At 42.8% G+C, this 22,886-nt stretch carries 21 protein-coding genes and 1 tRNA gene; 9 read left to right on the top strand and 13 right to left on the bottom strand.

Translation table 11 applies throughout. The features are described from left to right. Positions 1-56 precede the first annotated feature (56 nt). The gene (locus KI659_RS03395) at positions 57-818 is read right to left on the bottom strand and encodes a biotin--[acetyl-CoA-carboxylase] ligase (RefSeq protein ID WP_213943920.1); all 762 of its coding nucleotides are present in this window, start codon (positions 816-818) and stop codon (positions 57-59) included. A gap of 88 nt (positions 819-906) precedes the next feature. Here KI659_RS03395 and rsfS point away from each other — a divergent pair, with 88 nt between their 5' ends. The 5 genes from rsfS (at position 907) to KI659_RS03370 (ending at position 5,955) form a co-directional block, all read left to right on the top strand. Continuing rightward, positions 907-1,254, top strand: coding sequence for a ribosome silencing factor (gene rsfS, locus KI659_RS03390; RefSeq protein ID WP_213943919.1), 348 nt, complete (start codon positions 907-909; stop codon positions 1,252-1,254). A 63-nt stretch (positions 1,255-1,317) separates the two neighbouring features. Then, positions 1,318-3,369 carry an ATP-dependent zinc metalloprotease FtsH gene (ftsH, locus tag KI659_RS03385; protein ID WP_213943918.1) on the top strand — a complete coding sequence of 684 codons (2,052 nt, stop codon included), beginning with the start codon at positions 1,318-1,320 and terminating at the stop codon, positions 3,367-3,369. 80 nt (positions 3,370-3,449) lie between these two features. After that, on the top strand, positions 3,450-4,697 hold the full coding sequence (locus tag KI659_RS03380; RefSeq protein ID WP_213943917.1) for a metallophosphoesterase: 1,248 nt from the start codon (positions 3,450-3,452) through the stop codon (positions 4,695-4,697). A gap of 190 nt (positions 4,698-4,887) precedes the next feature. Beyond that, the gene (locus KI659_RS03375; protein WP_213943916.1) at positions 4,888-5,340 is read left to right on the top strand and encodes a ferritin-like domain-containing protein; all 453 of its coding nucleotides are present in this window, start codon (positions 4,888-4,890) and stop codon (positions 5,338-5,340) included. Positions 5,341-5,490: 150 nt separating this feature from the next. Then, positions 5,491-5,955: a hypothetical protein gene (locus tag KI659_RS03370; RefSeq protein WP_213943915.1), complete on the top strand. Its 465-nt coding sequence runs from the start codon at positions 5,491-5,493 to the stop codon at positions 5,953-5,955. Positions 5,956-5,966: 11 nt separating this feature from the next. Here the strand turns inward: KI659_RS03370 and KI659_RS03365 are convergent, their stop codons facing one another. Then, entirely contained in the window at positions 5,967-6,158 is a 192-nt protein-coding gene (locus KI659_RS03365) for a hypothetical protein (protein WP_213943914.1), read from the bottom strand. A 159-nt stretch (positions 6,159-6,317) separates the two neighbouring features. On the opposite strand from KI659_RS03365, the gene KI659_RS03360 reads away from it, so the two are divergent. Further along, positions 6,318-7,235: an EamA family transporter gene (locus KI659_RS03360; protein WP_213943913.1), complete on the top strand. Its 918-nt coding sequence runs from the start codon at positions 6,318-6,320 to the stop codon at positions 7,233-7,235. Between the two features lie 64 nt (positions 7,236-7,299). Here KI659_RS03360 and metG read toward each other — a convergent pair whose 3' ends face one another. The 5 genes from metG to KI659_RS03335 form a co-directional block, all read right to left on the bottom strand. Next, a complete protein-coding gene (gene metG / locus KI659_RS03355; RefSeq protein ID WP_213943912.1) occupies positions 7,300-9,360 on the bottom strand; it encodes a methionine--tRNA ligase in 2,061 nt (686 codons plus the stop codon). Positions 9,361-9,452: 92 nt separating this feature from the next. Next, positions 9,453-9,956, bottom strand: a complete 504-nt coding sequence (locus KI659_RS03350; RefSeq protein ID WP_213943911.1) for a hypothetical protein — start codon at positions 9,954-9,956, stop codon at positions 9,453-9,455. A gap of 25 nt (positions 9,957-9,981) precedes the next feature. Beyond that, a complete protein-coding gene (locus KI659_RS03345) occupies positions 9,982-10,536 on the bottom strand; it encodes a hypothetical protein (protein WP_213943910.1) in 555 nt (184 codons plus the stop codon). A gap of 104 nt (positions 10,537-10,640) precedes the next feature. Next, positions 10,641-11,441 carry a mechanosensitive ion channel family protein gene (locus KI659_RS03340; RefSeq protein ID WP_213943909.1) on the bottom strand — a complete coding sequence of 267 codons (801 nt, stop codon included), beginning with the start codon at positions 11,439-11,441 and terminating at the stop codon, positions 10,641-10,643. A gap of 495 nt (positions 11,442-11,936) precedes the next feature. Further along, positions 11,937-13,592, bottom strand: coding sequence for a M28 family metallopeptidase (locus KI659_RS03335; RefSeq protein WP_213943908.1), 1,656 nt, complete (start codon positions 13,590-13,592; stop codon positions 11,937-11,939). Between the two features lie 117 nt (positions 13,593-13,709). Here KI659_RS03335 and KI659_RS03330 point away from each other — a divergent pair, with 117 nt between their 5' ends. Beyond that, positions 13,710-14,741 carry an alpha/beta hydrolase gene (locus KI659_RS03330; RefSeq protein WP_213943907.1) on the top strand — a complete coding sequence of 344 codons (1,032 nt, stop codon included), beginning with the start codon at positions 13,710-13,712 and terminating at the stop codon, positions 14,739-14,741. A 79-nt stretch (positions 14,742-14,820) separates the two neighbouring features. Beyond that, a tRNA-Leu gene (locus tag KI659_RS03325) sits at positions 14,821-14,903 on the top strand. Between the two features lie 55 nt (positions 14,904-14,958). On the opposite strand, the gene KI659_RS03320 is transcribed toward KI659_RS03325, so the two are convergent. From KI659_RS03320 to KI659_RS03300, 5 genes are all read right to left on the bottom strand, one after another. Then, positions 14,959-15,561, bottom strand: coding sequence for a hypothetical protein (locus KI659_RS03320; RefSeq protein WP_213943906.1), 603 nt, complete (start codon positions 15,559-15,561; stop codon positions 14,959-14,961). A gap of 64 nt (positions 15,562-15,625) precedes the next feature. Continuing rightward, on the bottom strand, positions 15,626-16,228 hold the full coding sequence (locus KI659_RS03315; protein ID WP_213943905.1) for a ribonuclease HII: 603 nt from the start codon (positions 16,226-16,228) through the stop codon (positions 15,626-15,628). Then, positions 16,200-18,866, bottom strand: coding sequence for an MGH1-like glycoside hydrolase domain-containing protein (locus KI659_RS03310; RefSeq protein ID WP_213943904.1), 2,667 nt, complete (start codon positions 18,864-18,866; stop codon positions 16,200-16,202). Before KI659_RS03310 ends, KI659_RS03315 begins: the two co-directional genes overlap by 29 nt. A gap of 164 nt (positions 18,867-19,030) precedes the next feature. Continuing rightward, positions 19,031-20,374 carry a sensor histidine kinase gene (locus KI659_RS03305; RefSeq protein WP_213943903.1) on the bottom strand — a complete coding sequence of 448 codons (1,344 nt, stop codon included), beginning with the start codon at positions 20,372-20,374 and terminating at the stop codon, positions 19,031-19,033. Continuing rightward, positions 20,364-21,749 (bottom strand): sigma-54-dependent transcriptional regulator, encoded by a 1,386-nt coding sequence (locus tag KI659_RS03300; RefSeq protein ID WP_213943902.1) that lies wholly within the window; start codon positions 21,747-21,749, stop codon positions 20,364-20,366. Before KI659_RS03300 ends, KI659_RS03305 begins: the two co-directional genes overlap by 11 nt. A 215-nt stretch (positions 21,750-21,964) precedes the next feature. Between KI659_RS03300 and KI659_RS03295 the strand changes: the two genes are divergently transcribed. Next, a complete protein-coding gene (locus tag KI659_RS03295) occupies positions 21,965-22,393 on the top strand; it encodes an FKBP-type peptidyl-prolyl cis-trans isomerase (protein ID WP_213943901.1) in 429 nt (142 codons plus the stop codon). A 30-nt stretch (positions 22,394-22,423) separates the two neighbouring features. Here the strand turns inward: KI659_RS03295 and KI659_RS03290 are convergent, their stop codons facing one another. Next, entirely contained in the window at positions 22,424-22,777 is a 354-nt protein-coding gene (locus KI659_RS03290; protein ID WP_246535270.1) for a hypothetical protein, read from the bottom strand. Positions 22,778-22,886 lie beyond the last annotated feature (109 nt).

The following is a 22,886-nucleotide window of genomic DNA, read 5'->3' as shown; positions in this document are numbered from 1 at the left end:
TCAATTCTTGGAATGCCAAATTTACTGAAATGCGAAGACAAAAGAAAATTAGGCAATTAAAGAAATTCAACCTCTTTAAAAGCATATTGGTTCAGCTGGCCACTCTCCTTTTCTATTTTCAATTTTCCTTCCGTAGTAATACCAGTTATTTTGCCTAAAAATTCACCGTCCATTTGGTCGCGGTAAGCTGACCACTCATTATAGCGATAGAGATTCTGAATAAAAAGTCTCCGCAGGAGTTCAACTTCACCTCTCTTTAATCGAAGATAGTAATTTTCAACAGTCTTTACAATCAATCGCAATATCTCCCAAACTTCCACCTGGCTCCCTGTCAACTTGGCCAGAGATGTCGGGCCTGGAAATGCAAAGTCGGTCTGGTTCAGATTTAACCCAATACCCACTAAAGACATATCTATCCCCCTTGTACTGACGCTATTTTCGATGAGCACACCACCCAACTTTCCTTCATATCGATGCATGATGTCATTGGGCCATTTCACTTGAATGTCAGGTGTGTATTGTGCCAGTACTTCTTGGACAGCCAGGGTAATCATGATGTTCAAATCAAACTGTTGGCTGGCATCTAAGAAAGACGGGGACAAAACCAATGTAAATGTCAGATTTTTAGAGGGTTCACTAAACCACTGGTTTCCGCGTTGTCCTCTACCCTTAGTTTGCTTATCGGTGATGATAATGGAACCTTCTCGAGCCTTTCCTTGCTTATAGAGTTGCATAGCTTCATCATTGGTCGAGTGACACTCTGGCAGGTAATGAATGTCTTTTCCCAAAAAAATCGTGTTGGCAAGGATTTTATGCATACAAATATTAGTTATTTTGTCCCACAATAAAGATATTTATCGTTTATTTGGAACTCAAAAATACAGCTTAAAACACTAAATTAATAATATGACAGCAGAACAGCTGAGTAAAGTTATCGTGAAGGGAATGGAAGAGAAGAAAGCTTCCGATATTGTAGTAATGGATTTAAGAAATGTAAAAAGTTCAGTATCAGATTTTTTTGTGATTTGTTCTGCCAATTCAGACACCCAAGTAGAAGCTATTGCTGATTCAATCGAGGAGACTGTATTTAAAACCAGCAAAGAAAGCCCGTGGAGAAGTGAGGGAAAAAACAACCGCCAGTGGGTGTTAATAGATTATGCCAACGTAGTAGCACATGTGTTTTTGAAAGACAAAAGGGAATTTTATGCTCTTGAGGAACTGTGGGGTGACGCAAAAGTGACCACAATCTCTTAATCCCGCAAACTTATATTTTTCAAAACCGTTCTACTTTAAGTTTATTGCCTTAATAATTATACAATGAGTGATAAAAACAAGAATAAAAAATTCATTCCCAAACCTCCTCAGAGGCCAAACTTCCAATTGTGGCTGATCATCACCGCGGTGATCGTGCTCATTGGAGTTTCGTGGTTTAGCCAGCGTAATGCTGTGGTGGACATCACCATGAAGCGATTTGAGGACATGGTTTTGGCCAATGATGTGGCCAAAGTAGTAGTGGTTTACAACCAAAACTATGTTGATGTCACTCTGACTGAAAGTGCTTTGGAAAAGTCCCGCTATGCGGATGAACTTGATCTTCAAAATAGATTTGCCACCACTTCTGGACCACATTACAGAATCAACATCGCCTCGGTAGATAAGTTTGTCGAAGATTATGACCGACTTGAAAGTCAATTGCCTGAAGAGCAAAGAATCGGCTACTCTGCCGAAAAGCAGGAAAGCCTTTGGAACACCTTCGGTAGTTTTGGTTTTCTCATTCTTCTTTTCTTCCTTTTCTGGATCATGATGAGACGAATGGCAGGACCAAGTGGGCCTGGCGGACAGATATTCAATGTGGGTAAATCTAAAGCCCAGCTTTTTGATGCCGAAAACAAGGTGAAAATCACTTTCGGCAATGTGGCCGGCCTAGATGAAGCCAAGGAAGAAATCCAAGAAATCGTAGAATTCCTTAAAAACCCTTCCAAATTCACGAAACTAGGCGGTAAAATCCCTAAAGGTGCCCTACTTGTAGGCCCTCCAGGTACAGGTAAGACATTGCTGGCAAAAGCTGTAGCAGGTGAAGCCGGTGTACCATTCTTCACGCTTTCAGGTTCCGACTTTGTGGAAATGTTTGTAGGTGTGGGTGCTGCAAGGGTTAGGGATTTGTTTAAGCAAGCCAAAGAAAAAGCGCCTTGTATAATCTTCATTGATGAGATTGACGCCATCGGCCGTTCAAGAGGTAAAGGCCAGATGCCAGGATCCAATGACGAAAGAGAAAACACGCTTAACTCACTTTTGGTGGAAATGGACGGTTTCGGAACTGACACCGGGGTGATTGTACTGGCCGCTACCAATAGGCCTGACGTACTGGATAGCGCCTTGCTAAGACCAGGTCGTTTTGACCGTCAAATCAGCATCGACAAGCCGGACATTGTGGGTAGAGAAGCGATTTTCAAAGTTCACCTGAAGCCAATCAAAACGGCTGAGGATGTGGATGCGAAAAAACTGGCAGCCCAGACTCCAGGTTTTGCAGGTGCCGAAATTGCCAATGTATGTAACGAAGCGGCATTGATAGCTGCTAGAAGAAATAAGAAAGCTGTAGATATGCAGGATTTCCAGGATGCGGTTGACCGTGTGATTGGAGGTCTTGAGAAGAAGAATAAAATCATATCTCCTGAGGAGAAGCAGATCGTCGCTTACCATGAGGCTGGTCACGCAGTAGCAGGCTGGTTCCTGGAGCATGCCGATCCATTGGTAAAAGTAAGTATTGTACCAAGAGGTGTGGCTGCATTAGGTTACGCCCAGTATCTGCCAAAAGAGCAGTTCCTCTATCAAACCGAGCAACTAATCGACGAGATGTGCATGACGCTCGGAGGAAGAGCCGCTGAAGAGATCATCTTTGGCAAAATTTCCACCGGTGCTCTGAGCGATTTGGAAAGAGTAACCAAAATGGCGTATTCAATCGTGTCTGTTTACGGTATGAACGAGAAAATCGGAAACGTTTCTTTCTATGACAGTAAGCAATCAGACAGGTTCAGCAAGCCTTATTCTGAGTCAACTGCCGAGACTATTGACCAAGAGGTAAGAAAGCTAATCTTATTTGCCTACGAAAGGGTAAAAGAGCTCCTAATGGAGAAAAGAGACGCTTTGGAAATTTTGGCAAAAGAACTTCTTGAGAAGGAAATTCTTTTTCAATCCGATCTTGAAAAACTAATAGGGAAAAGACCTTTTGAGAAGGAAACTACTTATGAAGCATTCACAAGAAAGATCGATGCAAAAGAAAAAGAGGAATCTGAAGAAAAGAAAAATATCGAAGACGATATCAACGAATCAGTAACAGAAAAAATCAGCACCAAAAATGATGAAGATTAATCATTGACGGTAATATTATTAAGGCACATAACAACTTGTTATGTGCCTTTTTTGTTGCTTTGTTTGAGATTACAAAACTTATGAACGGAATAGGATCAATCATCTTTATAATAGTATTTACACTTTTATCCACTTTCATCAACTGGTACGTTTTCCAAGGGCTCAAAACCTTAGTGGAGGATTGGGGAAGTAATTCTAAGAAGTCCTTCTTTCTTGGTTATTGGATTATATTCGGGGGAATTACGTTATTTTCCGTGATTACCTTTATCCGGATCGCTGTGGAAGGCAAGATCCCGCCCAGTGCCCATAACCTCGTAAATGTAATCCTTACGGTAACCGGTACCCAAATCGTTTTCATTCTATTCATGCTTGGGGAAGACTTGGTGAGAAGTATGGTCATGGGAGCAAAATATGTAACCTCTGATGAGGCATCTCTTCCATCCAGGCGAAAGTTTGTTACCCAGCTTGGCCTGGTAGTAGCAGCAATTCCTTTTTCGGGATTTATTTACGGTATTTTTAAGGGCAAATACAATTTCAAGGTCCACCACCAGCCGGTTTATTATTCAGACCTGCCTGAGGAATTTGATGGTTTTAAAATCGTGCAGCTTTCTGATATTCATTCCGGCAGCTTCAAGGATTTCGGTTCAGTGGAGCGCGGGATACAAATGGTGATTGACCAAGAACCTGATCTTTTTGTTTTCACTGGTGACTTAGTCAATCATAGAGCCGGAGAGATTGATCCGTTTTTGGAAAAGTTCAGTACCATCAAAGGGAAACACGGACAGTTTTCCATTCTAGGCAACCATGACTACGGAGACTATATTCCATGGCCTACCCCACAGGAAAAAAAGGACAATTTCAATAGGATGATAGAACAACATGGGAAGCTGGGCTATAAGTTATTGATGAATGAAAACATCACCGTGAAAAAAGGCAACTCCAGTATTCGCTTGTTGGGAGTGGAAAATTGGGGTATTGGGTTCAATAAAAAGGGTGATTTAGACAAGGCCCTTGATGGGGTGGACAAAAACGAGTTTAAGGTACTTTTAAGCCATGATCCCAGTCATTGGGAAGAAGTGGTAAAAGACCACCCATCCAACATACACCTGACTCTCTCTGGCCATACCCACGGGATGCAATTTGGAATAGAAACCCCCGTGATCCGGTGGAGTCCTGCCCAATACAGATATCCCCACTGGGCAGGACTGGCACAGTCCCTCAACCGATATCTCTATGTCAATCGGGGTTTCGGTTTTCATGCCTTTTCCGGACGGGTTGGTATCTGGCCTGAGATTACTGTAATAGAACTAAAAAAACAACAGGTGTAACATTTTCTGCCCAAACTGTTCTTATAAAATAAACAGCAAAATATCCCTATTGGTATATATTTTCAAGCACCTAGCTATTTATGCTTAGAAAAGGTAAAAAAGAACCCGCTTTTTTCAGCATACACATATATTTTTTAGTGGCATTAGTATAGCTATCATATACTTACCAACCACTAAAACCAAAGATTAAATGGACAACCCAAATAAAAACACCATAGACAAATTAAATGATCTGATAGCTATAGCCGCTGATGGCCGAGAGGGCTATGAAAACGCAGCTGAGAACATTGAGGATCATGGAGCAAAGGCTTCCTTTAGGCAATTTTCACAGGAAAGAGCCTCCTATGTCAACCAGCTTCAGCAAGAAATCATTGGCCTAAACGGAAAGCCAAAGGACAGTGATGGGGATGTGCAGGGCGCACTTCACCGAGCTTGGTTAGAAATCAAATCGACCTTTACTGGTGGTGACAGAGAGGCTATTGTAAATGGCTGCATTACAGGTGAAGAATCAGCCATTGAGAGCTATGAAAAGGCTTTGGAGAAAGAATATATAAGCGGGTCAACAAGAAGCCTGCTCAATGAACAACTGAGCGGAATTAAAAACGCACTGAATGTAATAAAGAGTTATCGTGACAATCCATAATTTTTTACCGCATGGATTTGGAACAGTAAGGGCTTTGCTCTTACTGTTTTTTTATGCCTCATCTCTATTTCAAAACCGGGCTAAAACTAATTTTTTATAACAATTACCATTTTAAATCGTAATATAATAAGAACACTAAAGAAGAGAGCCATGGTACGAGTTATGTTTGCATTAGTATTTTTGACCTTAAGTTTTCCAATTTTCGCCCAAGATACCTACCCAAGTTATCGCATGACTAATGGTGTACCGGATGCTTCAGGCATTCTAGTTACTAATCCCAATCCCACTGGAGGCTTACTGATCTACAACAGCAAAAATGGTCAGGCTACCATGTCTCCCATGAAGATCCGCGAATTTCAACCTGAGGACAATGATGTGTTTAATGGAAGGATAAAAAGCGTGAAGGAACCTGAAATGACTTTCAATCCTGAATTGCTACCAGAATACAGGGAGATTAGTGAGTTCATATTACCAATCCCATTGCAATCCAGACCCTTGGAGTTTGACATGCCTAATTACTTAAAGCATAGGCCTTCCATACAGATTTCTCCAACCTGGAACAATCCTATTTTAGAAGAAAAAAAGCAAGGAGACTTTAACCTAAGGCAGGATTAATTAAAAACATCCTATTTGCCACATACAGAACAAATTTCCGCAGTTGGTTCAAGTGGAGCTACCCTTCTCAAGGCTTCCTCGCTGTTGTTAAATGGACCTAAGTATCGGCGGTTCATCATATCCGGCATCTGGGCACAGCCCTGAGCATGAATTTTTTTAACCCCTGAATCTGACAGGTTCTCGTCTATGTAAAAGAATTTCATAATACTAAGCAAATCGTTTGACAAGTTAAGCAATCGATTTTAATCCTGAAATACCGTAATTAGGGTATTTTTTGATGTTTCTTCCTGTTTTTTCACATTTTTTTCTACTTTTGCCAGCCACTTTCAACCCACTAAAGATTTTCATACGCTAAATAACCTATGCTTAGAGGAGTATTATTGGTTTTCTTGGGCGCTTCCAGTTTCGGAGTACTCTCTTCAATTGTCAAGTTGGCCTATAAAGATGGCTTTTCTCTTGGAGAAGTAACGGGAGTTCAGGCCTTTTTTGGTACCATGCTTTTGTGGACGATCTATTTCTTTCAACAAAAAAGCAAATCTGTCCCAAGGACGAAAAAAGCTTTTAAGCCAAAATTGAGAGTTATTCTGATGGGGACTTCCACAGGACTTGTTAGCATATTTTATTACAAATGTGTCCAATCGGTCCCTGCCTCCATAGCCATTCTTTTGCTGATGCAGTTTACCTGGATGGGGGTAGTGTTGGACATGGTGTTTTCAAGAAAGTTTCCTTCAAAACTTCAAACCTTATCGGTAATTGGGGTTCTTTTGGGGACTTTGCTTGCTGGGAATGTATTGCACCAAGGTTTTGAAAACATACAACTCGTCGGCATCTTCTATGGATTGCTGGCGGCACTTTCCTATAGCTGCTTTTTGATGATCAACAACCGCGTGGGCAACCAATATCCACCAGCATTAAAAAGTGCTTTGATGCTCACAGGAGCATGTATCTTGATATTTTCAATATTCCCACCCGTGTTCCTTTGGAACGGTTCCCTTGGAAATGGCCTATTGGTTTTCGGAATTCTCTTGGCCCTTTTCGGAACGGTCATCCCTCCCCTTTTCTTTGCCAAAGGCATACCGGTGGTTGGACTTACCCTAAGTTCGATTCTAAGTGCAGCAGAGTTGCCTGTAGCGGTGTTCATGTCATGGTTTATCCTAAATGAAACTGTGCTTGGCATACAATGGCTTGGGGTTATCCTTATCCTTGCTGCTATAATTTTGCCCAATGCATTAAAGCTTTTAACTAAAAGCAGTAAGCTTTCACAAAAAGTATCTGTATAAAAAAAGCTTTCCAGATATCTCTGGAAAGCTTTTTTTATTACGTTTTTGATCTCCACTTAATTCATTAACTAATTGAAGCACCAGAAGTAGTATCCTTATTTGGTTGCAGCAACCTCAAAGATCCATCTTTATCTTCGGCCATCAATATCATGCCTTCAGACTCAACTCCCATCATTTTGCGCGGCGCCAAATTGATCAACATGGTGACCTGCTTCCCAATGAGATCTGTGGCTTCAAAATGTTCGGCAATTCCGCTCAATACTGTCCTCTTTCCCAAACCTGTATCCACGAGAAGCTTCAGCAGTTTTTTGGACTTCTTCACCTTTTCGGCTTCCAAAACTGTAACCACCCTCATATCCAGCTTGGTAAAATCGTCAAATGCTATGATATCCTTCATGGCCGGTACGGTGGCGTTTTGCAGTTCATTCATCTTTTTGGCTTCCAGTAATTTATTGACTTGTTTTTCAACCACCTCATCTTCTATTTTCTCAAATAGTAAAGTGGCTTTCTCAATTGGTGTCCCAACCGCTAATATCTTTTCACTGCCCGCATTGCCCCACTGTTTCTGGTCAAGATGAAGCATGTCATAAAGCTTTTGTGCGGTGTGAGGCAAGAAAGGTCCTGCTACTATAGCTAGATTAGCCGCAATATTTAGGGCTAAATTTAGAACAGTCGCAGTTCTCTTCTCATCTGTTTTAATACTTTTCCAAGGCTCGGTATCTGCCAAGTATTTATTCCCTAATCGGGCAAAATCCATGACAAAGGATAGCGCTTCTCTGAACCTATACTTCTCTATGGAAGCGGCAATTTTATCAGGGAAAGCTTGAAGCTCCGCAATTGTCTCTTCATCAAATGAGCTCCAATTACCGGCAGCTGGTACCTGACCATCAAAATATTTGTGGGTGAGCACTACGGCGCGATTGATAAAATTCCCAAACACCGCTACCAGTTCAGAGTTGTTTCTGGATTGAAAGTCCTTCCAAGTAAAGTCATTATCCTTGGTTTCCGGTGCATTGGCGGTGAGCACATAGCGCAACACATCCTGTTTATCGGGAAATTCCTCCAAATATTCATGAAGCCATACAGCCCAGTTGCGGGAAGTCGAGATCTTATCCCCTTCCAGGTTTAGGAATTCATTGGCCGGCACATTGTCAGGCAAAACAAACTCGCCATGGGTTTTCAGAATGGCCGGGAAAATGATGCAATGAAACACAATGTTGTCCTTTCCGATAAAGTGAACCAACTTGGTATCCTTGTCTTTCCAGTAAGGTTCCCAATCGATCCCCTTTTCCTGAGCCCACTCTTTGGTGGAACTGATATAACCAATAGGCGCGTCAAACCACACGTACAGCACTTTGCCGTCAGCACCTTCCACCGGCACTGGTACTCCCCAGTCCATATCCCGGGTCATGGAGCGTGCCTGAAGCCCCTCTCCAGCCTCCAGCCAGGAACGGCATTGACCTAGCACATTGTTTTTCCAGTCGCCTTGGTGCTCCTCAAGAATCCATTTTTTTAAGAACTCGGTATATTTACCGAGGTCCAAAAACCAATGCTTCGTTTCTTTAAGCACCGGAACATTTCCGCTCAGCTTGGATCTTGGATTTATAAGATCCGTCGGGTTTAACGAAGTGCCGCACTTTTCGCACTGGTCACCATAGGCCGATTCGTATCCGCATTTTGGGCAAGTACCCTCAATGTACCTATCTGCCAAAAATTGGTTGGCCTCTTCATCGTAATACTGTTCGGTGGTTTGCTCCATAAACTCACCTTTTTCATACAAATCCTTAAAAAACTCCGAAGCCGTTTCATGGTGGATTTTGGAGGAAGTTCTGGAGTAATGGTCAAAACTGATCCCAAATTTCTCAAAACTCTCCTTCATCTGAGCATTGTATCGGTCTACAATCTCCTGGGGAGTTTTGCCTTCCTTCTTAGCCTTAATCGTAATGGCCACACCATGCTCGTCAGACCCACATATGTAGGCCACATCCCGCTTTTGGGAACGCAAATAACGAACATATATATCGGATGGAATATAGCATCCCGCCATATGGCCTATATGCAATGGGCCGTTGGCATAAGGCAGGGCTGCTGTGATGGTATATCTTTTGAATTCTTTGTTGCTCATAGCTTGCAAAGATAGGGAAAAGTGGCTTTAACAAATAAAAAAACACCTGCTTTAAGGCAGGTGATTGTATTTATAGTGTTAAGATTTGGGGTTTAAAATGCATATCCAAAGGAAAGCTGCGGCCACAATGGCCAAAAGACTGTTGAGTCAAAAACTGGTGTAATACCCGCTCGAAACAAAAACCCACCGTCAGTCGGCTCCAATCTGTAACCAATACTCATTGTACCAAAAGCTCCAGAAGCCCTGTCTCTTTCGCCGACGGGCCCAAAACCGTTGTCAGTTTCAGCCGATCCGGCTACAATGGTAGCGCCGATGCCCACTTCAAAAAAGTGTTTTTCATGACCAAACAAATAGTTAACTAATAAAGGTACGGTGGTGAGGCGTACTCCCTCAATTGCTATGTAACCGATTCCGGCACGACCGCCGAAGCCGTTCATGCTTTGGGAAAACCTGGTGTCATAATTGACAGAATATAGCAATCCATTTCCTAAAACCTCCACAAAGACTCCTTGACTTTTTGATCTTTCAGGGGCTTGAGCTTTGCAAATATTGGCTACAAAAAACAGAATTACTGCACTAAATAAAAGCTTCTTCATAAATATAAAAGATAAGTTAGTAAAATTAGTTAAAAGCATAACCGAACCCTATGCCGAACCAAAGCGGCCAGAATCCATTGTGGTTAAAGATTGGGTTGAGATTGGCTTTGAAGGTAAATCCACCGTCCACTGGCACTCTTCGGTATCCCAAATTGAGGGTTCCCATAAGGGCTGGAGTATTGCCGGTATCCAAGATGAAATTCCAATTTTCACTAGTGGTGATAGTTGGTGTTCCCCAGTAGGAGGTGTAAGTATCCCTATACCTTACAAAAGTCGCCCCACCACCGATTTCAAAATAATGCTTATCTCTTCCCAAAAGCCTATTGATTTGAAGAGGAATAGTTAACATGCTAGTTCTGGAATTTTCACCCTCATTGATGGCCCAGCCTCCTGCGCCGATACGCATCCCCCAGGAATCTACACGGTGTTTGTCAAACCGGAAATCATAATTTACGGAATAAGGCAACCCCGCTCCACCGAGTTCGACATATACTGATTTGGTGGGTGGACCATACACATCCTGCGCATATGCAGGAAGGAAAAGAAGCGCTAGAAGCGCTGACATTAGAAGTACTTTCATAAATTCAGACTAAAGACTTCTTAAATATAGGAAGATTTTCTGAACTGAAAGTTTTAATGTAAAAAATCTTATTATTTGATTCTTATGACTGTTACCAGCAAAGTTTACCAAGAATCGACCAACTTCTGTATGGTAAGCATTACCTTGTTTTTGACATGAGTGGCAGGAACTCTCTTTGTAAAAGTATCCACCCAAAACAGAATGGTTATGACAACGGTACCTCCAGAGATGTCTTTTACCTGTATTGAGGTTTTTCGTCTGCCTTTAAGCACACCTTCAACCCTATTTACTTCAATCTCAATCTGCTTAAGCAGGGCGTCGTAGTCAGACTTTGCGGGGATTTTGATATCAAACCCATGCCTTAAAAAACCGTCAATGGTAAAATTGGTCAAAGGACTTTTGACAATGGTCCCATTGGGCATATACACATCCTTGCCATCGAAGGTCTTGATCTGGGTATCCCTCAGGTTTAGGGCAACCACCCTCCCCTGCACGCCCACGATTTCAATGGTGTCACCAATCCTGAAAGGCCGCTTAAATGCCAATAAAATCCCCGCCAGAAAGTTCTCCCCGATATCTTTAAGGGCAAAACCGATGACAAAGGCTGTAATGCCCGCTCCGGCCAAAATACTACCGACCATACCCGTGAGCCCCCAAAATCTCAGCACGAAGAGCAAACCCAAAATAAAAATCAAAGACCCAATCAGTCTGGCAAAAAAGGAGGCCAGCAGGGAATCATTCATGTTTTTCTGCAAACGGCTGGTTGAAAGTCTCTTTACATAATAGCTTATATACCAAAAGACAACCAACAAAACCAATGCGATAAGCAACCTTGGCGTGATGGCCACAAGCGTGTCATAATATTCACCAAATTGCCCCCGGATATCCGATAGAAAAGTCTCCATTCAAAAAGTTTAGATTTTAGCTCTTAGAAGCAAAAAAAGCACCAAATGTCAACCCTGCCAAGACTCCTCCTCACCCATATCCGACAATAGATTTATTTACATTAAAGCAGACAACAGACAGGAAATTATAGAAAGCAACCTAACTCATTAACCCTCTTTTTTACAATCACATAAATATTTTCAACCTATTATAAACCAGTGTTAAACCAATAACAGATTGTTTTAACACTGGTTTAGCACTGGTTAAACACTGGTTTTTGATTGGTTAAAATATTCATAATTACTCCCTGTTACTATTATTAAATAAAAAGGAGCCCACCCATTGGGTAAGCTCCTTTCTCATTTGACATTTGAACGAGGTGAAAAAATTTTACCTTAACTTCTCCGCTAAGAAGGATTCCTGCCTTTTGTCGGTAGAAAGCTCTGTGAAACTCATTGCCAAACTCCGTGGAACTCTGTGTCCCATTTCTTTCCACGAAAGGGGTTTAAGTTCGCTCATTTCATATACGCATCTCTAGTCGCCTTGAATTCCGACCCTTCTTTCCAGTTAGGCCAATCCTTGCCAAGTGCCAATTTCCTTCCTACATGGTACAACAGCTCTACATCATCTACTGCACCGTCAAGATTCCACCTCTGAGGATCGTATTCATCACTTGGCTTATGGTAGTATTGGGCAGTATAGTTATCCTGAAGCTCTTTTCCATATTCCTTGCCCTTTTCGGCATGATCGATTCCCGTACCAGTATATAGTGCGGGTATGCCAATTTTAGCGAAATTAAAATGGTCGGAACGGAAATAGTAGCCTGCTGAAGGGGTTGGTTCTGGCGAGGTATAGCGCCCCACCTTATCAGCCTCGTCGGTCAGCGTTTCTTCAAGTTCAGATTGGCCCATTCCCACCAAAACGATATCCTTCATTTTACCATAAGGATTGATGCCGTCCATATTGATATTGGCGACTGTTTTTTCTTTGGGGAAAACAGGGTTTTCGGCGTAGTAAGCAGACCCCCAAAGGCCTTGCTCTTCAGCCGTTACGGCCAAAAAGACCACCGTCCGTTCCGGCTTTTCATCAGCTTGCTTAAATGCCCGGGCGATTTCAAGCAAAGCGGCGGTACCGCTTGCGTTGTCCAAAGCCCCGTTATAGATACTGTCCCCAGTTTCATCGGGTTTTCCGATGCCCAAGTGGTCCCAATGGGCGGTATAGATGATATACTCATCCGAACGCTTGCTGCCCTCTAATTTGGCTATTACATTTTTGGACACATCATATTCAGCCATAACCTCAAGGGAAGAGGAGGCTTTCATGTTCATCGGCACCGCCTGAAAATCTGACTTTCTGGCTTTGGCCAGCATTTCCCGCTCATTAAGGCCTGCTAGATCAAACAGCTTATTGGCCACCGACAAGGTCACCCAACCCTCGAAAGCAGGTTTGTATGCTGTGGATGACCTATCATCCAAATACAGCTTAGAGGTGTTCCAGTTGTTTTGAACCACGTTGAAACCATAGCCTGCTGGAATGGTATTGTGAACGATCAGGCAGCCCAACGCGCCTTGTCTGGCCGCCTCCTCATATTTATAGGTCCAGCGCCCGTAGTAAGTCATCGTGTTGCCTTTGAAAAGCTCGGCATCTTCTGTACCGAAACCTGGATCATTTACCAACACGACAACGATTTTGTCCTTGACGTCAATATTCTTATAATCATCCCAACCATATTCCGGGGCTACAATTCCAAAGCCTGCAAACACCAACTCCGCATCTTCAAAGCTAACTTTCTCCTCGGTCCGCTGGGTCCAGATCACATAATCCTTTAGCCCTTCCAGTTCAAGATCCCCCTTCTCACTCACCACTTTCATGCTTGAAGCAGGCGAGGCCGTAATTTTCATCAAGGGTACCTCTTGAAAATAACTTCCGTTATTGCCAGGTTCCAAACCCATTTCTTCAAAATTTGACTTGAGGTAGTTGATAGTTTTGGTTTCTCCTTCCGTAAAGGGCATCCTACCTAAAAAATTATCTGAGGCCAGAGTTTGAACGTGCTTTTCAAGGTTTTCTTTTTTGATGAGATCGGATCCTTGTCCGTAATTTGCCAAGTCCTGCTGACAGGAAAACAGCAGGCCAAGTCCAGTCAATCCCAATAAGGTATACTTTGTTTTCATAAAATTGCTGATATGTGTATTAAACCCCATCAAGATAATCAAAAATTATAGATCAAGTAAATAGCCATTGGAATTTGAGGGAAAAGCGCCTAGTTTTAAGGTTAAAATCCAAAAGACATGTTAAGAAAAATACTGATCGTACTGCTGGTGTTGGCAGTGATCATGGCCATAGGATATGTTTCCGGTCCCCGGCAACGAATCTCACCCCTGACTGGAGATTACCCGGAAGTTCCTATTGACCCCTTAGAACTTGAAGCCTACCTCCAATTGCGAGAGGACACGGTGAAAGGCCTCAAAGAAGACAATGAGGCCAAAATCATATGGGCAGATTCCTCCACTAAACACAAAACTGAATACGCTTTTGTCTACATCCACGGCTTTGGGGCCAGTGAGAAAGAGGGACATCCCCTGCACAGGGAGCTGGCGCAGTATTTTGGGGCAAACCTCTTTTTGACCAGGCTTCCAGAACATGGCATTGACAGAAATGACGCCTTCCGGCATTTGAGTGCCCAGCAATTGGCTGATGCGGCGCGTGAGGCCTACTCTATAGGCAAGGCAATAGGCGACAAGGTGGTGGTGATTGGCACTTCCATGGGTGGGGCTTTGACTTTGATGCTTGGCTCGGAACAAGAGGACATTGAGGCATTAGTCCTTCTTTCGCCTGCCATCAGGGATTTTGAAGGCCGTTTGGAATTACTCTTTCAACCCTGGATGACTAACCTTTTGGCATCAGCCATTACCAATGAGGAGGGCGTCCAGATAATCGAAAGATCAGGCGACAAAGCCCAATATTGGTCTGAGCAATACCATGTGAATGCCTATACCAGCCTTGCCGTCCTGCTGAAATCAAAAATGAACACCGATACTTTTGAACAAATTAAGCAACCCGTTTTCATGGGCTATTATTACAAGGATGATGAAAATCAAGACCTTGTAGTGTCTGTCCCGGCCATGCTGGATATGTTTGAGGAATTGGGAACGGATGAGAAGTTGAAGGTAAAGATGGCTTTTCCTGAGACTAACGACCATGTTATCGGCTCGGCTATTACCTCTGAGGACTGGCAGTCAGTACTGGAAGCTTGCAAAGAGTTTCTTTCTCAGCGAGTTGGCATTCCGGTACCTATCGAGGAAGTTGAATACGCAAAATAATTTAATTTCAAGAGGGCAAAATATGGTCTATCGGTTTGCAAACACCCAAAAACCTTCCTACTTTTGCTCTCCCTTTACTGCGCACGTGGTGAAATTGGTAGACACGCCATCTTGAGGGGGTGGTGCCCTCTGGGCATGGAAGTTCGAGTCTTCTCGTGCGCACAAAACGAAAAAAGCCGCTTTTTAAGCGGCTTTTTTCGTTTTTATAGCTTTTCTCTTAATTAACCATCACTGGGACTTTTGCTGGAATGAGGTTCATTTGTCCAAATTTCTGGACCACTTTGGCTTGAAGCAAAAGATTGATCCCTAGATCAGTGACGTCAAAATCCTTTGCATCTGCACCAAATAGATTTTCCAGTGTCTTGGCCAGGCCAAAGGAATCAGTATCTATACCAGCTTTTCTTGCAAACTCAGCTGATAAAGCTTTCAAACAAACCAGGTCTGGTGAATCCATTTTTCCATCCAAATCAAACTCATTAGAGACTTCTGTGGCATCAAATGACATCATAAAGCTGGCTTTTGATAGGTCTTTTTTGAATTCAGCCAAAGTTTTATCCATCAATACACCACTGGAACTTCCAAAACCCACATGCTCTTTAATGGCCACTAAGTTGTATTCACTGTCCAAAGTTATCCAACCAAACTTTTGTCCATTAACATCCTGAATGAGTGAAGGGACTATAAAATGAATTCGATTGGATTTTGACTTGTTGAACTTAAGATGAAGATTCTCTTTGTTCTTCATGAAGTAAGTTGGCACTATGGTTCTTACAAAGAAAAACCCCAGAAACCCGGTAATTGCTAATCCTAAAATACCCATTCACTCTAATTTAATCGGTAAAACTCTCTCAATTATGGGCAAACTAAGTAATTTCCACCAACTATCAAAAGCTTATTTCTAATTGATCGGGTAATAGCCTGAAGGATTTTCTGTGAATGGGGGTCGCTCCGAGCTTTTCAATACCATAACGGTGTGCCTTTGTTGGATAGCCGGCGTTTGAACTCCAACCGTAACCTGGGTACCGCCGGTCATATTCCACCATCAGTTCATCTCGGTACTCTTTGGCTAAAATAGAAGCCGCAGCTATACTGGCATATTTCCCATCACCCTTTATAATGCAATCAAATGGGATGGAAATTTCACTCTTAAACCGGTTGCCATCTATCAGCAGATGGTCAGGAGTAATGGCAAGCGCCAAAATAGATCGACTCATGGCCAAAAAAGAGGCATTCAAAATGTTGATCTGGTCGATTTCCTCCACAGAGGCTTCTGCTATAGACCAAGCCACGGCATTGGCCTTGATCTCTTCCACCAAGGCCTGCCGGTTGCTTTTGGTCAATTTTTTTGAATCATTGATCAACTCATTCGCATAATCAGGGGGCAAGATTACCGCCGCCGCCACCACGGGACCACAAAGACAGCCCCTTCCAACTTCATCACACCCCGCTTCTACTCTGTCAGATTCTAAATAAGGTAAAAGGGTCATGCACAGTCTCTTCTTCTTTGTAAATTTTATGGATCAACTCCGCCACCAACCCAGTCCAGCCAGTCTGGTGGGAAGCCCCGAGCCCTTCGCCCGTGTCACCATTGAAATATTCATAGAACAGGATGTAATCCTTGAAATGGGGGTCGTTTCGGAAGCGTTCATTTAATCCATAAACAGCTCTTTTCCCATCCTTATCCTGCTTGAAAATCTTTATAAGTCTCAAAGATAGTTCTTTGGCAACCATATCCAAAGTCATGTGCTTCCCAGAGCCCGTCGGATACTCAATGGCAAAATTGCCACCGTAATAAAAGTTGAATTTCTTCAGCGACTCTATGATCAGGAAGTTGATAGGAAACCATATCGGACCACGCCAGTTGGAATTCCCGCCAAACATGACGGTATCAGATTCTCCTGGAGTGTACTTAATGGAATGTTCCACCCCATTTAGATTCACCGAATAAGGGTTTTTCTCGTGGTATTTGGATAGGGAACGGATGCCGTATGGAGAAAGAAACTCTTTTTCGTCCAAAAGCTTGTTCAGTATACTCTTCATTTTCTGCCCTCTCAATAGGGAGAAAAGACGTCTTTTGTTCTTTCCTGGTTCAATCCAGCTGGACACCAAAGCCGCCAGCTTCGGCTTCTCTTTCAAGAAGAAATCCAAACGTTTTTTGAATTCAGGAAGGTTTTCAAACATCTCTTCCCGAATGGGCTCTACGGCAAACATTGGAATGATCCCCACGATGGATTTCACCTTCATCATTTCGGGCTCCTGCCCGTCCATATGAAGGATGTCGTAGAAAAACTTGTCCTGCTCATCCCATAGGGAAATGGAATCACCCTTGATGTTGGCCATGGCACCGGCAATATAGAGGAAGTGCTCTATGAACTTGGTGGCTGTATGCTGATACACTTTGTTGTGATTGCTAAGATCCAAGGAAATCCTAAGCATATTCAAGGCAAACATGGCCATCCAAGAGGTTGCATCCGCCTGCTCCAAGCGGCCACTGAATTTTTCAGGGTTACTTCTGTCAAACACACTGATGTTATCAAGCCCCAAGAAGCCTCCCTCAAAGATGTTCTTACCTTCACTATCCTTTTGGTTAACCCACCAGGTGAAGTTTTGGATCAACTTATGGAAAGCCCTCTCCAAAAAGTCATAATCAGGTTTGCCGTTGTATTTTAAGTCAATTTGGAAAACCCTTAATACTGCCCATGCATGAACCGGTGGATTCACGTCCCCAAAGTTCCACTCATATGCTGGGATTTGCCCGTTAGGATGCATGTACCAATCATTGAGCAAAAGGATCAGCTGGTCTTTGGCAAAATCAGGGTCAAGTCTTGCCAAGGGAATACAATGGAATGCCAGATCCCAAGCAGCATACCAGGGGTATTCCCATTTATCAGGCATGGAGATAATATCGTAGTTTTGGAGGTGTCTCCAATGGGTATTTCTGCCTTTTTTTCTTTCTTTTGGTGGCACATATCGGCCCGGATCGCCCTCCAGCCACCTTTCCACATTGTAATAGTAGAACTGCTTGGTCCACATCATTCCCCCAAAGGCCTGCCTTTGGATATTGACCATTTCCTTGTCCCTTACTCTTCCCTGAAGTTCGGCATAAAAATCATCACAGTCCTTCTTGCGGTTTTCTATTACCTCATCGGCACTATCCAACCCACCTGCAGATTTCTCATGTGCCATCCTAACCGTTACTGTTTTCGAACTCTCAGCAGGAATAGTTATTTTATAAATTGCAGAGGCTTTAGTACCCACAGCGTTGGGGTTTAGGTGCTTTTTGTCACCATGGATCACATAATCATTGACAGCATCCTTCAGGTATTTCTTCTGGTTTTCAATGTTATAAAGGCGCTCCCGGTTTGTTTCATTATCGCAAAAAACCAACTCAGGCTCCTCTGAGAATGAAAAAGTGTAATTTCCCGACTTAGGTAAGAATGCCCCAACCGTATTGTTCTCTTCTTTGGTAAACCTAGGCATATAGCTTTCCTGCCCGGTAAACCAGTTTTTTCTGAACCAAAGCGTGGGAATTACCCAGAGTTCCTGATCCTCTTTTCCCCTATTATGGATGGTGGCTTTACACACTATATCTTCCACATCATGCTTGGCATATTCCAAAAAGATGTCATAGTATGCGTTTTCATCAAAGACTCCTGTGTCGATTATTTCAAATTCAGGGTCCTTTTTGCTTCTTCTGGCATTTTCCTCCAGCAAAGATTTATATGGGAATTCAGCTTGGGGATACTTGTACAGCATTTTCATGTAGCTGTGTGTAGGACTGGAGTCCAAGTAATAATAGAGTTCCTTGACATCCTCACCATGATTGCCCTGATTTCCAGTCAAGCCAAAAAAGCGTTCTTTGAGCATGGGATCCTTCCCGTTCCAAAATGCCCAAGCAAAACAAAGTTTCTGTTTGTGATCACAAATCCCCCCAATTCCTTCTTCGCCCCATCTATAGGCCTTGCTTCTGGCATCATCATGGGTCACATTTTCCCAGGCAGAGCCATCCGGGCTATAATCCTCCCTCACGGTCCCCCATTGTCTATCGGTAAGGTAAGGCCCCCATTTTTTCCAATGTTTTTTGCGGTCGCGGTCTTCCTTTAATTTGAGCTTTTCTATGTTCATTGTAGTATTTGCATCCAAAAATAGAGTGTGAATTTAAGTGATTTATTCAAAAGTGCATCACCTAAGAGTAAGCTTATTTTAGGCCAAAAGTTCACTTTGTAGACTAATTCGGCAAAATAGATAAAAATAAAAAAAGCCAGCAGTCGTTTTGCTGGCTTTTCCACTTATCCGTTGAATATCAATTTGAAAACTGTGCCCTCCCCCACTTTCGAGCTCACTTGGATGTTGCCTTTGTGGCGCCTCATGATCTGTTTGGAAAGGCTAAGGCCAATACCAGAACCTTTTTGCTTGGTGGTGAAAAATGGGATAAAAATCTTGCTCAGCGCTTCTTCTTCAATCCCTTTTCCACTATCCTTAATTTCGATTATGATCTTACTGTTATCATCAATATAGGCCCTCAAGCTGATCTTTTTCACTTCAGCATGCTCCACGGCATGGATGGCGTTCTGTAAAATATTGATCAACACCTGCTCGATCATGGTGATATCGGCAAAAAACACCAAGTCAGCCGGCACTATTTCCTTTTCACAGTCTATACCATACTTTTCACGCTGGTTTTGAAAAAGGATTTCCATCCTTTCGAATAAATCCACCAGACTTATGGAGGAAAACTTAGGGTTGGGAATGTGGGCAAGGCTTCTAAAGTCACTCACGAAATTAATGAGACCCTCGCTTCTTTTCTCAATAGTACCTACCCCCATCAGGTAATCTTCCACTTCCTCCACGCTCGCCCCGTGGTTATGGTCAATTTTATCCTCAATATCCGCTCGTATAGTCGCAGCCAGGGATGAAATCGGTGCGATGGAGTTCATAATCTCGTGGGTCAGCACTTTTACAAGATTCTGCCAAGCCTCCATCTCCTTTTCTTCCAATTCACTTTGAATATTTTGCAGAGAGACCAATTTGATTTTGGTTTTGCGCAGCACCAGCTCAATCACATAGACAGAAAGCTGCATAATGCCATCGGGATGGGCGATTTTGATGAGCTCACTCCCACCTGTGCGAAGACTTCCAATAGCGTGATAAAGCTCTTTGTTCACCTTGTTGATTTCAGCTATGTTTTCAAGCGTCTGTATGTTGAGCATACGCTTGGCAGCGGTGTTGAGAATCTGGATGGCGCCATCCTCCTGGAAAGTAATGAGGCCGATGCTTAGGTGCTGAAATACTGAGCGGAAATAGTGGTAATTCGCTTCTTTTTCAGCTTGGTCTTCCTTGAGTTTGGCCAAAATAGTATTAAATTCTATATGCAGGTCATCGGTTTCCGTTCCGTCAAATTTGACTGGATAAACCGTTGCATAATCGTTTTTCTTGATGTTGTTGAGAAACTCCCGCACCTTTTTAAAGCTGCTTTCCGAGTAGCGGATCAAAAACACCAATTGGGCAATTGCCAAGATAATCAAAAGGGAAACAGGGAACACTCCCCCGTCTCCCACCATGAGATAAGCTGTCAAAAACAGGGTCATTGCCAACAACACTACCCTGCCTAGCAACCCTATTTTATAATCCATATTTCTCTAATCTTCTATATAAGGAAGCCCTTGTGAGCCCCAGCTCTTTTGCAGCTTTGGAAATGTTGCCACCGTTTTTGTCAATCGCCTTCTGAATCACATTTTTCTCCATGTCATCGAGATTCAGCGTATTTGCAGCCGGGGCATGCTTTTCATTGACAGGCTTGTTTGACAGGAAAAAGAAATCCCTGCTGTCCAACTCGGTGCCTTCCGCCATAATGATAGCCCGCTCAAGGGCGTGCTGAAGCTCACGGATGTTGCCTGGCCAGGTATACCGCTGCAGCAATTGCATGGCATTGGGTTTGAATCCCGTGAAATTCTTTCTGTATTTATTCGAATAGATCTTGAGGAAATGCTCCGCCAACAGCGGGATATCCTCTTGCCTGTCCCTCAAGGGTGGCAGAAATATCTCCACCGTATTGATCCTATAGAGCAAATCTTGACGGAAGGTATTTTCCATCACCATGTCATGGATAGGCATATTGGTGGCGCAGATCAATCGGATATCCACCGGGATAGATTTATTGGTACCAATCCGGGTCACTTCACGCTTTTGAAGCACAGTCAATAATTTGGATTGGAGCGGCATGGAAAGATTTCCAATTTCATCGAGAAACAAGCTTCCTTTGTCAGCGACTTCAAACCTGCCTGCCCGGTCCTCCTTGGCATCGGTAAAAGCCCCTCTCTTATGCCCAAAAAGCTCACTTTCAAAAAGGGTTTCTGTGATCGCACCCATATCCACCCCTACGAAGATCTCATCGTGACGGTGGGACCTGTCATGAATAGCTCTGGCGATTAATTCTTTCCCCGTACCGTTTTCTCCAAGGATCAAAACATTCGCATCAGTTTGGGCGACCTTGTCAATGATGGCAAAAACATTCTTCATTGCAGGACTGCTGCCAATGATATCTGCAAATGGTTTTTTCAGGTCCGCCTGCAGGGCTTTCTGCTTTTTGGAAAGCTTTTCTACTTCATTGTAACTTTCCTTTAACCGGACAGCGGAAGTCAAAGTAGCAATGAGCTTTTCATTCTGCCAAGGCTTGAGGATAAAATCGGTCGCTCCTTCTTTGAGGGCCTTTACGGCCATTTCCACATCACCGAAACCTGTGATCAAAATTACTACTGCTTTGGGATCTATTTCTTTGATTTGTTTTAACCAGTGGAACCCTTCTTTACCAGAGGTGGTATCCTCGGTGAAATTCATGTCCAGCAAGATGACATCAAAATTGTTATTATTGACCAAAAAAGGAATTCGGCGGGGATCCTTTTCGATCACCACTTCTTTGGCGTGCTTTTTCAGCAGCATCTTGGCTGCAAATAGGAGATCTTCATTATCATCCACGATCAAGATTCTACCTAAATTCTGGTCTTCCATAAAAAGAAATGTTTAATAATGGCAATGCCGAAACGGTGCCATATAATTTTCCTGTCAATATACGCAAATTAGGGCATTTTACACCATTCAGATGTTCATTTTCGTACAAAAACATCCACAAAGCGGACACTTCCGGGATTAATGGCGGACATACTTTTTATCCTGTTTTTTAATCGTTATCTTTACTTTTATCATAAATCAAAACAAATATTTAAATGTCTGTAGCAACTAAAGGAAATACCGTAAAAGTACACTACACTGGTAAATTGCAAGATGGAACTGTATTCGATAGTTCTGAAAACAGAGAGCCCCTTCAGTTTACTCTTGGAGATGGAAACATGATCAAAGGGTTTGATGCGGCGGTTCACGGTATGGCTGTAGGGGAAGACAAGAGTGTCACTATCCCATCGGCAGAAGCATACGGCGAAAAAAGAGACGAGATGTTGGTGGATATCCCACGTACGCAGGTACCTGCTGATATCAATCCAGAAATAGGAATGGATCTTTCCATCCAAAATCAGAATGGGCAGCCAATGCCTGTAAAAGTGGTTCACGTGGACGAGGAGAAAATCACCTTGGATGCCAATCACCCATTGGCTGGAAAAGACTTGATCTTTGACATCAAATTGGTAGAGATAGCATAATTGAAAAGACCGGCTTAAGCCGGTCTTTTTTTAATCCCTTTTTCTTTTACCGGCTGGATTGGCGTAGATACTTTTAGTTTTGTTGTATTTCGAATTTCCTATTTCCACCACAAAAAGTTGAGTATTGACATCCCGCATGTCGTATTTTTTCAAGACTCCGTCAGAGGGTTTTATGGTATCTTCAATGATCAAATTACCCACCATATCATAAACTTTCACACGGGTAGAAACTTTGGTTTTATTATTCAGCTTTATCACGAATTGTTTATAGCCCTGGCTTTCCAAATTAAAATCAATCGGGGGCTGATAGGCAAGGTCCTTGGGAAACTTCAGATCCTTTTCTTTTCCCAATCCTTGGGCATAGCTGATTTGCAAACTTATCAAGGATAAGTAAATCAATAGGCTATAAAATAGGTTTGTTTTTCTTAGTAGAGTTTTTTCCATTCGGCCGCAAAATCGCAAAAATCCAACCAGTTTGAAATAACTAAATTGC

Source organism: Litoribacter ruber (genome assembly GCF_018449405.1).
Lineage (GTDB): Bacteria > Bacteroidota > Bacteroidia > Cytophagales > Cyclobacteriaceae > Litoribacter > Litoribacter ruber.
The sequence above is the reverse complement of the archived record's forward strand: the minus strand, read 5'-3'. Positions and strand labels throughout refer to the sequence as shown.

Excerpts from the sequence above, each read along its gene's own strand:
- ftsH (WP_213943918.1), top strand. The coding sequence starts at position 1,318 with ATGAGTGATAAAAACAAGAATAAAAAATTCATTCCCAAACCTCCTCAG.
- KI659_RS03320 (WP_213943906.1), bottom strand. The coding sequence starts at position 15,561 with ATGGGTATTTTAGGATTAGCAATTACCGGGTTTCTGGGGTTTTTCTTT.
- metG (WP_213943912.1), bottom strand. The coding sequence starts at position 9,360 with ATGAGCAACAAAGAATTCAAAAGATATACCATCACAGCAGCCCTGCCT.
- KI659_RS03360 (WP_213943913.1), top strand. The coding sequence starts at position 6,318 with ATGCTTAGAGGAGTATTATTGGTTTTCTTGGGCGCTTCCAGTTTCGGA.
- KI659_RS03305 (WP_213943903.1), bottom strand. The coding sequence starts at position 20,374 with ATGGATTATAAAATAGGGTTGCTAGGCAGGGTAGTGTTGTTGGCAATG.
- KI659_RS03330 (WP_213943907.1), top strand. The coding sequence starts at position 13,710 with ATGTTAAGAAAAATACTGATCGTACTGCTGGTGTTGGCAGTGATCATG.
- KI659_RS03350 (WP_213943911.1), bottom strand. The coding sequence starts at position 9,956 with ATGAAGAAGCTTTTATTTAGTGCAGTAATTCTGTTTTTTGTAGCCAAT.
- KI659_RS03340 (WP_213943909.1), bottom strand. The coding sequence starts at position 11,441 with ATGGAGACTTTTCTATCGGATATCCGGGGGCAATTTGGTGAATATTAT.
- KI659_RS03375 (WP_213943916.1), top strand. The coding sequence starts at position 4,888 with ATGGACAACCCAAATAAAAACACCATAGACAAATTAAATGATCTGATA.
- KI659_RS03315 (WP_213943905.1), bottom strand. The coding sequence starts at position 16,228 with ATGACCCTTTTACCTTATTTAGAATCTGACAGAGTAGAAGCGGGGTGT.
- rsfS (WP_213943919.1), top strand. The coding sequence starts at position 907 with ATGACAGCAGAACAGCTGAGTAAAGTTATCGTGAAGGGAATGGAAGAG.
- KI659_RS03365 (WP_213943914.1), bottom strand. The coding sequence starts at position 6,158 with ATGAAATTCTTTTACATAGACGAGAACCTGTCAGATTCAGGGGTTAAA.
- KI659_RS03345 (WP_213943910.1), bottom strand. The coding sequence starts at position 10,536 with ATGAAAGTACTTCTAATGTCAGCGCTTCTAGCGCTTCTTTTCCTTCCT.
- KI659_RS03335 (WP_213943908.1), bottom strand. The coding sequence starts at position 13,592 with ATGAAAACAAAGTATACCTTATTGGGATTGACTGGACTTGGCCTGCTG.
- KI659_RS03310 (WP_213943904.1), bottom strand. The coding sequence starts at position 18,866 with ATGAACATAGAAAAGCTCAAATTAAAGGAAGACCGCGACCGCAAAAAA.
- KI659_RS03300 (WP_213943902.1), bottom strand. The coding sequence starts at position 21,749 with ATGGAAGACCAGAATTTAGGTAGAATCTTGATCGTGGATGATAATGAA.
- KI659_RS03295 (WP_213943901.1), top strand. The coding sequence starts at position 21,965 with ATGTCTGTAGCAACTAAAGGAAATACCGTAAAAGTACACTACACTGGT.
- KI659_RS03395 (WP_213943920.1), bottom strand. The coding sequence starts at position 818 with ATGCATAAAATCCTTGCCAACACGATTTTTTTGGGAAAAGACATTCAT.
- KI659_RS03380 (WP_213943917.1), top strand. The coding sequence starts at position 3,450 with ATGAACGGAATAGGATCAATCATCTTTATAATAGTATTTACACTTTTA.
- KI659_RS03370 (WP_213943915.1), top strand. The coding sequence starts at position 5,491 with ATGGTACGAGTTATGTTTGCATTAGTATTTTTGACCTTAAGTTTTCCA.